This is a genomic window from Kitasatospora sp. NPDC056783, assembly GCF_042789895.1.
Taxonomy (GTDB): domain Bacteria; phylum Actinomycetota; class Actinomycetes; order Streptomycetales; family Streptomycetaceae; genus Kitasatospora.
Genome location: NZ_JBHUAF010000304.1, coordinates 1 through 10,518, shown reverse-complemented (window position 1 = coordinate 10,518; position 10,518 = coordinate 1). Strand labels below are relative to the sequence as shown.

The following is a 10,518-nucleotide window of genomic DNA, read 5'->3' as shown; positions in this document are numbered from 1 at the left end:
CTTCCAGCCCTGGGTGGTGCCGAAGTCGCCGAGGACGAGCTCGGGTTCGGCGAACGCGCCCTGCTCGTCCTGGCGGGAGATCCAGACGCCGCCGTCGTGGCAGCCCACGAGGTCGAGCCGGCCGTCACCGGTCGTGTCGGCGAGGAAGCGGGGGTGCTTGTCGAGGAGCCAGCCACCGGCCTCCTCGCCGAGGCCGAACGCCTTGAGCGCCGGCGCGTCGGGGAGTTCGGCGAACGCGCCCTGCTCGTCCTGACGGGAGATCCAGACGCCGCCGTCGTGGCAGCCCACGAGGTCGAGCCGGCCGTCACCGGTCGTGTCGGCGAGGAAGCGGGGGTGCTCGTCGGCGACCCAGCCACCGGCCTTCTGGTCACTCCCGAAGGCCTTGAGGACCAGCTTGCCGGTGGCGGGTGCGAACGCGCCCTCCTCGCCCTGGCGGGACACCCGGACGCCGTCGGCGGCCAGCACCACGATGTCGGGCTTGCCGCCGCCCGTGGTGTCCGCGAGGGTCCACAGGTCGGCGGGCGCCAGGGCGGAGACGGTCTTGAGCAGGGGGCGCTCGTCGTCGAAGGTGCCGTCGCCCCGGCTGGACGACGTCACGGCTCCCTTGGCCGGCCTGAGTCCCACGAGGTCGTGCCGCCCCGCCCCCGTGAGGTCGGCGAGGAAGCGCGCACCGGTCCCGGCCCACCAACCAGGCTGCCCGGGGGCGCGGTTGAGTCCCTCGCCGGTCCACTCCCCGGCAGCCTTGTCGCTGCCGAACTGTTCCAGGACCAGCAGCATGTCGCTGAACGAGGGTGTCGCCCCGGGCGCCATCCGCAGGGCGGTCGAGCGGACCAGCGGCCAGGACCGGCGGCCGTTCCAGTGGTCCCGGTGGGCGAAGCTCAGCACGAGGTCGCTGGTGCGCTCGGGTTCGGCGGTGACGAACCGCCAGCGCTGGCTCTTCGAGCCGTCGTCGTACGCGCGCAGGACGACCCGGATCTCGGCCTCCGGCTCGTCGTCCTCGTCACGGTCGGGCAGGTCGAGGACGACGCCGTCGGTCGCGCTCTCGATGAAGTAGAGGCCCGCCTCGCCCTCGACGGCGACGACGTGCCACTGCTGGCTCTTCTTTCCGGCGGCGGCGGCCGCTTGGCGCGGGCCCCGGTCCTTGCCGCCGGGGTCGTCGAGCACCTTGCCGTCGGCCGCGTTGCGGATCACATAGCCCTGGTCGTCCTGTTCGAACCCGCCCTGCGCGGTCTTCACGGGGGTGAGTTGCCACTGTTGCGGGCTCGGGCCGCCCTCGGCGAAGTCGCGGACGACGAGCGCCCCGTCCGCGCTCGGCGCCAGTGGGACGCCGAGGGTCTTCCCCGTGGCGGCGTTGACGATCTCCAGTTTCAGTTCTTGCGTGGGCACGGGCATCGTGGTGCCTCTTCCAACTCTTCCGGACGGTGCGGGCGTCGGCTCGGGACGGGGGCGGCGCGGCGGTGGACGCGGCTCACGTGAAGACGTGGTGGTACGGCACGTTCCACTCGTTGGGCAGCCGCGGGTAGAAGGTGTTGATGATCGTCCCGGTGAAGTCCCCACCCCAGTTGTAGGTGAGGCGCACCTCGTTCTCGGGCGTCACCGCGTGGTCCTTGAAGCCGAGGATGGCGTCGGGGTGGGTGATCGGCACGAAGGTGATCCCGCCCCACGGCGTCACCGTGACGACCCAGAGCTGGGTGTCCTCGGGTGCGCCGTTCCTGCCGCGCCACTTGTCGCCGACCTTGTCGGGCAGGCCCAGCTGGACGGTGTCGGCCGTCGCGGCCTTCGGGGCGTCCTGGTGGACGCTGATGCGCCGGCGCTGGGGCTTCGGGGTGCCGTCGTCACCGCGCCCGGCGGCGGTGCCTGCCGGGTCGACCGGCTTGGGCGTCACCTGGCCGGCGGCGCTCTCCAGGAAGTAGAGCGGCCGCTGCCCGAAGAAGCCGCCGGGGGTGACGTACCAGAGGTGGCCCTTGGCCTCCTTGGTGTCCGGGTCGAGCGTGGTGGCCAGCTTGACCCCCTTGTCGTGGACCGACTCCTTCAGGTCGACCGGCCGCAGGAAGCCGCCGTTGAAGGCGTGGACGAGCATGACCGGCCGGTTCTCGACCAGCGCCGCCACGATCGCGTTGTCGTAGCTGTTCACCGCCACCGGGCCGCCTACCACCAAATTCGCCATCGCGGTGCGTTCTTGGGTGTACATAGCGGAAACCTCACCTGTCTGGTATGCGCGAGAGAAAAGCGCCGGGCGCTCAGTCCAAGGGCGCGACAACGGCCCGGAATCGCCGAGTTGCCAAGGTGCCACACTCCCCAATTCACCGACAGCGTCAACCCGTTGATTCACTCGATCGAGTGGCGCGCCCACGGCCGTCGCCCCGGTCGCTGAAGCCCGTGGTAGCTTCCATCGCCGGAACGTGCACAGAATTCCGTTCCCAAATCGCCCAATTCACCGAATTCACCTCGACGCGGTCCGACCGGATCATTTCGAGGACATCATCCGAGGACGGGGAATGCCTTCCAACGCGTACAACCTGGATCGGGCCAAGCGCCGGCCGCTGACCAAGAAGAACCTGCGGGAACTGGGCGTCGAGCAGACCTGGCAGGCCATCCTGGACCACCCCAGCCTGGTCTACGTGGACGACTACGGCGTGCGGCACAAGCCCGTCGGCTTCTCCATGAACAAGTCCAGCTTCGGCACCTTCCCCGGAACGGCGCACCAACTCGGCTGGCTCGCCTACCTGAACCTCGGCGAGCCACTGATCGAGGAACGGCGCAACATCCACCAGCCACCGCCCGACATGTTCTCCTCGCGCAGTTACGTCAACCGCAGCCGGACTGCCGAGATGAACTTCACCGACTCCGTCGATTTCACCGTGTCGAACGCGATCACCTGGTCGCTCCAGGGATCATCCCAGCTCACCTTCGGCGGCAGCGTCAGCGCCGAACTCCAGCTGCAACTGCAGAACCAGCTCCAGGTGAGCCTCCAGGCCCAGCTCCAGGGGCAACTCCAGGGGCAACTCGGAACTCAGCTGCAGAACGCCATGGAGAACAAGTGCACCAACACGGTGACCAATAAGAACAGCAAGGACAACATCGGGGTGGACGCCGCGAACGGCACCGAGAACGGGGTGAACAACTCGGTGGCGAATTCGGCGTCGGCCTCCGCGACGGCCTCCGCGATGACCTCGGTGACGGACTCGGTCGCGTTCACCACCACGGGCAGCGCCACCGGCAACGCGCAGCTCAACGCCCAGTTGATGCTGGGCATCACGGGCTCCGTCAGCGGCACCCTGACCACCAGTTGGACGTCCAACTCGCAGATCTCCGGCACGATCCCGGCCGGCTCCCGGGTCGAAACCCTGGTCAGCCAGCGGCGCACCCGCAAGCAGTACTCCTACGAGATCCCGGTGACCTTCTCCGGGCTGCTCGCGGTGCGGTACGACGTGCCGGTGGCGGTGCTGTCGCCGCCGCAGTCCGGGGACTACCCCGGCCTCGACCGGCTGGTCGCCCGCGACATCGCCGACCTCGACCTGGCGGGCGGCGGCTTCCGGATGAAGGGGCTGGCCGAGGTGGTCTCCGCCCTGGAGGTCCAGCACACGATGTTCGACGGCGAGAGCCTGACCGACAGCGAACGGGAGCTGTTCAAGCGGCCCTGACCGGGCGGACGGCGCCACCACGACGACCAGAGGTGACAACCATGGTGTTCGGCAACATCTTCGACTCCGCGGGCAAGGGCGCGGGGCTGTTCTCGGTGATCAGCGACGGCGGCAAGCCGGTGCCAGGGGCGGACCTCGACTTCGAGGACGCCGACGACGACACGTACGACGACACGACCACGAGCCTGTTCACCAGCGGGATCCACGGGGCCAACGACCGCGCGAAGATCGTGCAGGAGCAGTCGCCCGAGGCACGGGCGATCCTCGGCTTCCTCGGCTCCTTCGTGCGGACCACCCAGGCATCGGCCGGGACACAGGCGCAGTACTCCCAGGACCCCGGCTCGGTGTCCACGGCGGCGGCCGGCGGCATGCGGGCGTCCAGCCCCACGGTGACGGAGCACGACGGCCTCCAGAAGGACTCCGACCTGGAGAGCAAGCCGAAGAAGAGCGACTACACCAAGCCTCCCAAGCCGGCCAAGCCGACCGTGGAGGCTCCCGACGCCCCCGCAGCGCCCGAAGCCGCCAAGCCGAGCGCCGACAAGCCGACTGCCGACGAACCGCCGCGCTCGTAGCGCCACGAGCGCGGCGGTCGCCGGACGAGGGGGCCAGGCACGCTGCCGTCCCCGGCCCCCTTCGCGCGTCAGACGGGGAGCAGCTGCCACTGCCGGCTGCGCTGGTCACCGTCCGACTCGTGCTGCTTCACCGCCGCGGGGGCGGTGGCGTCGACCCGCAGGAGCAGCCCGCTGTGCCGGTTGGCGATCTCGAAGACCCGGGGGCTGTCGGTCGCCGGGCCCGCCGGGATCAGCCGCCACTGCTGGTGGTGCGCTTCGACGCCCTGGTAGGCGCGTTGCGCCGCCACCGCGCCGGCCGCCTCCTCCCCGTCGGCGATCTCCAGGACCTTGCCGCTGCGCAGGTTCTCGATCGTGTAGAGGACGTCGCCCTCGCTCTGGCCCGCCACGACCAGCCGCCAGCGCTGGTGCTCCCGGGGAACGGCGAGGGACTGGTGGATCTCGGCCCCGTCCTTGGTGGACTCGCGCAGCACGCCCATCCGCAGCCTGCTGCGGACGTTGGCCCAGGAGACCACCGTGCCGGACTCCGGAAGGCCGGCCATCAAGGGTGAGGCGATCTTCCGGATCCGGTTGTTGACGTGGTCGGCGATGTAGAGGGTGTCCACACTGTCCACGGCGAGCGCGGCCGGGTAGTTCAGCTGGGCCTTCGCGGGCGCGCCGTTGTCACCGCCGAAGCCCGCGACGCCGGTACCGGCGACGGTGCCTATCCGGCCGTCGGCCGTGATCCTCCGGACCCGGTGGTTGTTGTAGTCGGCGAAGTGGACGACGCCGCCGCTGTCCACCGCCATCCCCATGGGAAGGTTCAGTTGGGCCTTGTCGGCGGGGCCGCCGTCGCCCGAGAAGCCCGCGGCGCCGGTGCCGGCGACGGTGCTGATCGTGCCGTCCGCGGTGACCTTCCGGATCCGGTGGTTGTTGTAGTCGGCGAAGTAGACGACGCCGCCGCTGTCCACCGCCACCGCCAGCGGGTAGTTCAGCTGCGCCGAGCTCGCCGCGGCACCGTTGCCGCTGAAGCCCGCGACGCCCGTGCCGGCCAGGGTGGTGATCCTGCCGTCCTTCGTGATCCGCCGGATCCGGTTGTTGGCGGCGTCGGCGATGTAGAGCGTGCCCGCGCCGTCCGCCGCCAGTCCGCGCGCCTGGTTCAACTGGGCCAGCGTGGAAGGGCCGTTGTCACCGCTGAAGCCCGCGGTGGCGGTGCCGGCGACGGTGGCGATCCTGCCGTCCGTGGTGACCTTCCGGACCCGGAGGTTGCTGAAGTCGGCGATGTGGAGCGTCCCGGCGCTGTCGACCGCCAGCCCGAGCGGGCGGCTGAGCTGTGCCGAGACGGCAGGTCCGTTGTCCCCTGCGAACGCCGCCGTTCCGGTCCCCGCGACCGTGGTGATGGGAGGAGCGGACTGCTTGTCGGGAGTGGTCATCGTCATTCCTTCGTTCGTGGTGCCCGGGTGTCGAGAGTGCGCGGCCGCGCCGGGTGCGTCACACGGGGAGCAGCCGCCACTGCCGGTTGCGGGGGTCGCCGTTCGCCCCTTGCTGCTTGACGGCCACGGGGGTGTGGGCGTCGACGTGCAGGAGCAGTCCGCTGTGCCGGTTGGCGATCTCGTACACCCGGGGGCTGTCGGTCGCGGGCCCCATGGGGATCAGCCGCCACTGCTGGTGGTGCGCGTCGACGCCCTCGTAGGCGCGCTGAGCGACCACCGTCCCGCGCACCTTCAGCGCTTCGGGCACCTCCAGGACCATGCCGCTGCGCAGGTTCTCGAACGTGTAGAGCACCTCGCCGTCCTCCCGGCCCGCCACCACCAGGCGCCAGCGCTGGTGCTCCCTGGGCGCGGCGAGGACCTGGTGGATCTCGGCCCCGTCCTTGGTGGACTCGCGCAGGGCCCCCATCCGCAGCGCGCTGCGGACGTTGACCCAGGAGACCACCGTGCCCGACTCGGGCAGCCCGGCCACGGCCGGCGAGGCGATCCTCCGGATCCGTTGTCCGCCGTACTCGGTGATGTAGAGGGTGTCCACGCAGTCCACGGCGAGCCCCAGGGGGTTGTTCAGCTGGGCGTCCTTCCCGGGGCCGCCGTCCCCGGTGGAGCCGGCCGTGCCGGTGCCGGCGACGGTGCTGATCGTCCCGTCCGCCGCGACCTTCCGGACCCGCTGGTTGCCGCCGTCGGCGATGTGGAGGACACCCGTGCCGTCCACCACCACCCCGGTCGGGACGTCGAGCCGGGCCTCCACCGCCGGGCCGTCGTCGCCGCCGAAGCCGGCGGTACCGGTGCCCGCGACGGTGCTGATCGTCCCGTCGGCCGCCACCTTCCGGACCCGCTGGTTGAGGCTGTCGGCGATGTAGAGGGTGCCTGCGCCGTCCAGCGCCAGCCCGTGCGGGCGGTTCAGTTGGGCCTTGACGGCCGGTCCGCCGTCGCCGCCGAAGCCGGCGGTACCGGTGCCCGCGACGGTGCTGATCGTCCCGTCCGCCGCGACCTTCCGGACGCGGTCGTTGTTGTGGTCGGCGATGTGGAGGACACCCGCGCCGTCCACCACCACCCAGAGCGGGCTGTCCAGTTGGGCCTTGACGGCCGGTCCGCCGTCGCCGCCGAAGCCGGCGGTACCGGTGCCCGCGACGGTGCTGATCCTCCCGTCGGCCGCGACCTTCCGGATCCGGTGGTTGCCCCCGTCGGCGATGTGGAGGACACCCGCGCCGTCCACCACCACTCCGCGCGGGTCATTCAGTTGGGCCTTCTCGGCAGGACCGTTGTCGCCGCCGAAGCCCGCCTTGCCCGTGCCCGCGACCGTGCTGATCCTCCCGTCGGTCGTGATCTTCCGGATCCGGTGGTTGTCACGGTCGGCGAAGTAGAGGGTGCCCGTGCCGTCCACCGCGATCCCGAACGGACGGTTCAACTCGGCTGTGACAGCGGGTCCGTTGTCCCCCTTGGGGCCCGCGATCCCGGTCCCCGCGACCGTCCTGACCGGTGGGGATGGGTTCTCGCTGCCTGTCGTCGTTTCCGGGGCTGAGCTCATCGTGATCCCTTCGCCGTTCCCTGGCCGCCTGTTGCTCTGTTCAGGTGACTGTCGGTCGACTCCAGAAAGTCATATGAGCAGGGAGCCGACAATTACCCGTACGAGTGCATTCCAGTGCGCCAGGTTGACGAGCCCCGCAGGGATGTCCGCCAGGGTCAGGGTCGCCCGCGCCACTGGAGGGGACCATGAGCGCCGCCGGCCGGGACGGCGAAGTGAGCCGGGTGAGCAGCCGCCGGGTTCCCGCCCTGTGCTGGCGCATCGGCACAGGGCGGGACGGGGCAGGGCGGGATGGGCAGGGGCGAGTCATCCGGGCGGACCGCTCGCCTTCCGCCCGCGGCGCACGACTCCCGTCACCCGGCGCACGACTCCCGTCACCCGGCTCCCGTCAGGGAAGCCGTCGGGTGAACAGGCTCCCGTGCGCCGCCGTCCCGGCATCCGGCGCGGCTCCGGGTGCGGCGCGGCGCAGGCCGTACCAGAGGACCGCCTGGTTCGAGGTGATGACCGGCACGCCCAGCTCCCGCTCCAGGGGGACGACGGCGGCCCGGGCGGGGAAGCCGCTGCCCGGCACCAGGACGCCGTCCGGGCGCGGGAGGTCCGGGTCGTGGAACGCCTTGACGACCTGCTGGTGCACCTCGGCGGGGTCGATCGTCCAGTGGGCGCCCTCGTCGAAGGCGTTGTAGCGGGCGACGTCGTCCCACTCCGGGCCCAGTGCGAACTGGACCATCCGGGTCTGCCGGACGCCGACCTCGCCCAGGTACTCCTCCGCGGCGCGGAACGTCGGCTCGGTGAACCAGGGCGGCATGACCAGCAGCGGTCGTCGCACCCCGGACGCCCGCAGGGCGGCCGTGATGGCCGTGGCCGCCGTGTACACGGGTACGCCGCGGGCGTGCGCGCCGGCCGCCTCGACGAACTCGGTGTCGAAGGCGGGCCCGCCGAAGAAGCTGCTCGACCCGAAGCAGAGCGCGACGCTGTGCGCGCCCAGCCGGCCCAGGTGGTCCAGCCCGCGGACGACGTCGGGTGCGTTCGCCAGGGCGCCCGCGGGGCTTCCGACGTACTCGGTGTCATCGGGCCGGGGGCACTCGAACCGGGCGGTGTGCACCGACACGCCCTCGGGTGCCATCCGCCAGATCTCGGTCTCGGGCACGGGATCGTTGTGGATGACGAGGATGCCCAGCCGGGCCGCGGCCGCCGTCATCGGACCTCACCCGCCGCCGCCGTGGTCGGGACGCCGTCCAGCGACACGGCCGTCTCGTCCGACGCCGCCGTCTCGTCCGACGCGGCCTCCGTGCCCCGGCCGAAGCCGAGCCACGCGAGCACCGCACCGGCCACCGCGACCCCGCCGGCCAGCAGGAAGCCGGTACGGAACGCCCCGTCGCCCGGGTGCGTGCCCAGAACGAGGATCAGGGCCGCCACGCCGAGGGCGCCCCCCGCGTACTGGGTGGTGGTCATGAGCGCCCCGGCCACGCCCTGGTTGCGGTCGTCCACGTCGCGGGTGCCGCCGACGAACATCGAGGTGTAGATCATGCCGTGCCCGAGGCCGCTGACGACCAGGCCGGGCAGCATCGCCACGAGGTAGCCGTGGTTGCGGGCGGACAGCCCCAGCAGCAGGAGTCCGGCCGCGCCGACCACGAACGCCAGCGTCAGGCAGCGGCGCACGCCGAGCGGGCCGACCAGCTTTCCGGCGATCATGTTGCCGAAGGTGATGCACGCGGCGAGCGGGAGGAACGCGATCCCGGCGGCGAGCGGCGTGTAGCCGCGGCCGTCCTGCAGGAGCAGCGTCACCAGGTAGAACTCGACGCCCGCCACGCTCGCCATGTACAGCGCGGAGGAGCCGCACCCCATGACGAGGCTGCGGGTGCGCCGCAGGACGGGATCGACCAGCGGCCGGCCGCTGCCCCGCTCCCGCACCGTGAACAGCACCAGCAGGACGACGCCGACGAGGAAGCTGCCCAGCGTCAGCGGGTCGGTCCAGCCGATGTCGGCGGCCAGGGTGAGGCCGAGGACGGAGACCAGGACCATCGCGGTGCACAGCACCGCGTTGAGCACGTTGAGGGCGGCGGTGCGGCTCTGCTCCGCCTTCCCGGGCAGGAACCGGGGGGCGGCCAGCGCGCACAGCACGGCGAAGGGCAGGTTCACGAAGAACGTCGCGCGCCAGGAGACGGTGGTCAGCAGTCCGCCGATGACCACGCCCGCGGCCAGTCCGCTGGCACCGACCGTGCCCCAGACCGCGAGCGCCCGGGTGCGTTCGCGGCCCGCCGGGAACGTCGTGTTCACCAGGGCCAGGATCGACGGCTGGAGGCAGGCCGCGGCGACGCCCTGGGCGCCGCGGGCGATCAGCAGCAGCGCGGCGTTCGCCGCGAGGCCGCCCAGCAACGAGGCGACGCCGAAGATCACCAGCGCGGCCATGAACAGCTTCCGGGCGCCGAGCCGGTCCCCGACCCGGCCGCCGACGATCAGGAAGCCGGCGAAGAACACGGAGTAGGCGCTGACGACCCACTGCATGGCGCTGCCGGACAGCTCCAGGTCGGCGCCGATGTCCGGCAGGGCGACGAAGATGACGGAGAAGTCGAGCGCGATGAGGAACTGGGCCGCGGAGAGGGTGATGAGGCCGCCGACCGGACTGCGGGAGGCCGTCGGGGCGGAGGGTGCGTTCGGTTGAGACATGGTGTGGATGACCGCCTGGTCGTCTTGTCGCCCCGGGTCATGGGGCTGGGGACTGGGGGGCTGGGAGGGCTGGGGACTGGGGGCTGGGAGAACGGAAGGATCAAGAAGGTGCGGGAGTCGTCGACGGCCCGCTCCCCAGCGCCTGGTCCAGCGCGCCGACCGTGTCCACCACCGACCCGGCGCCCGCTGCGACGAGCTGCCGCGCCGAGCCGACCCCGTAGGACACGCCGATCGCGGGCATGCCGGCCGCCGTCGCCATCCGCATGTCGTCCACGGCGTCGCCGACGACCACGCACCGCGCCGGATCGGTTCCGGTCAACCGGGCCGCGAGCAGCGCCAGATCGGGATGGGGCTTGCCGCGCGGGGCCATGCCGTGGCAGACGACGGCGTCGAACTCGTCCACCAGGCCGGCGGGTTGGAGGAGTTCCAGCGCGCTGGGCCTGATCTTGCTGGTGCAGATCGCCGTCCTGACTCCCTCCGCCCGCAGCCGGCGCAGCAGCTCCGGTACGCCGGGGAAGACCAGGGCGGCGGCCTGCGGGACGACCTCCTCCCGGAACGACTCCCGGAAGAGGGCGACCGATTCGGCCACCCTGGCGTCCTCCTCGGCGAGTCCCGTGAGCTCGGCGAAGACGGCCGCGAGCGGC

General features: G+C 71.7%; 9 protein-coding genes. 2 read left to right on the top strand and 7 right to left on the bottom strand.

Translation table 11 applies throughout. The features are described 5' to 3' along the window. Together ACFRMQ_RS30960 and ACFRMQ_RS30955 are read right to left on the bottom strand one after the other, a co-directional pair. The coding region (locus tag ACFRMQ_RS30960) for an RICIN domain-containing protein (protein ID WP_380734016.1) at nt 1-1,392 on the bottom strand (1,392 nt) is incomplete at its 3' end. A 76-nt stretch (nt 1,393-1,468) separates the two neighbouring features. After that, a complete protein-coding gene (locus ACFRMQ_RS30955; protein ID WP_380734015.1) occupies nt 1,469-2,191 on the bottom strand; it encodes a hypothetical protein in 723 nt (240 codons plus the stop codon). A gap of 307 nt (nt 2,192-2,498) precedes the next feature. Between ACFRMQ_RS30955 and ACFRMQ_RS30950 the strand changes: the two genes are divergently transcribed. Then, nucleotides 2,499-3,644, top strand: coding sequence for a hypothetical protein (locus ACFRMQ_RS30950; RefSeq protein WP_380734013.1), 1,146 nt, complete (start codon nt 2,499-2,501; stop codon nt 3,642-3,644). Nucleotides 3,645-3,685: 41 nt separating this feature from the next. Continuing rightward, the gene (locus tag ACFRMQ_RS30945) at nt 3,686-4,216 is read left to right on the top strand and encodes a hypothetical protein (RefSeq protein ID WP_380734012.1); all 531 of its coding nucleotides are present in this window, start codon (nt 3,686-3,688) and stop codon (nt 4,214-4,216) included. A gap of 68 nt (nt 4,217-4,284) precedes the next feature. Here the strand turns inward: ACFRMQ_RS30945 and ACFRMQ_RS30940 are convergent, their stop codons facing one another. The 5 genes from ACFRMQ_RS30940 to ACFRMQ_RS30920 all read right to left on the bottom strand — a co-directional run. Continuing rightward, nucleotides 4,285-5,625, bottom strand: coding sequence for an RICIN domain-containing protein (locus tag ACFRMQ_RS30940; RefSeq protein ID WP_380734011.1), 1,341 nt, complete (start codon nt 5,623-5,625; stop codon nt 4,285-4,287). Between the two features lie 58 nt (nt 5,626-5,683). Then, nucleotides 5,684-7,210, bottom strand: coding sequence for an RICIN domain-containing protein (locus ACFRMQ_RS30935; RefSeq protein WP_380734010.1), 1,527 nt, complete (start codon nt 7,208-7,210; stop codon nt 5,684-5,686). A gap of 385 nt (nt 7,211-7,595) precedes the next feature. Next, on the bottom strand, nt 7,596-8,405 hold the full coding sequence (locus ACFRMQ_RS30930) for a hypothetical protein (protein ID WP_380734009.1): 810 nt from the start codon (nt 8,403-8,405) through the stop codon (nt 7,596-7,598). After that, nucleotides 8,402-9,874, bottom strand: coding sequence for an MFS transporter (locus ACFRMQ_RS30925; protein ID WP_380734008.1), 1,473 nt, complete (start codon nt 9,872-9,874; stop codon nt 8,402-8,404). The genes ACFRMQ_RS30930 and ACFRMQ_RS30925 overlap by 4 nt, the downstream gene beginning before the upstream one ends. A 100-nt stretch (nt 9,875-9,974) precedes the next feature. Then, on the bottom strand, nt 9,975-10,518 hold a 544-nt coding region (locus ACFRMQ_RS30920; RefSeq protein ID WP_380734007.1), incomplete at its 5' end, for an HAD family hydrolase.

Coding starts and splice junctions, on each gene's coding strand:
- ACFRMQ_RS30925 (WP_380734008.1), bottom strand. CDS start 9,874: ATGTCTCAACCGAACGCACCCTCCGCCCCGACGGCCTCCCGCAGTCCG.
- ACFRMQ_RS30945 (WP_380734012.1), top strand. CDS start 3,686: ATGGTGTTCGGCAACATCTTCGACTCCGCGGGCAAGGGCGCGGGGCTG.
- ACFRMQ_RS30935 (WP_380734010.1), bottom strand. CDS start 7,210: ATGAGCTCAGCCCCGGAAACGACGACAGGCAGCGAGAACCCATCCCCA.
- ACFRMQ_RS30950 (WP_380734013.1), top strand. CDS start 2,499: ATGCCTTCCAACGCGTACAACCTGGATCGGGCCAAGCGCCGGCCGCTG.
- ACFRMQ_RS30930 (WP_380734009.1), bottom strand. CDS start 8,405: ATGACGGCGGCCGCGGCCCGGCTGGGCATCCTCGTCATCCACAACGAT.
- ACFRMQ_RS30955 (WP_380734015.1), bottom strand. CDS start 2,191: ATGTACACCCAAGAACGCACCGCGATGGCGAATTTGGTGGTAGGCGGC.
- ACFRMQ_RS30940 (WP_380734011.1), bottom strand. CDS start 5,625: ATGACCACTCCCGACAAGCAGTCCGCTCCTCCCATCACCACGGTCGCG.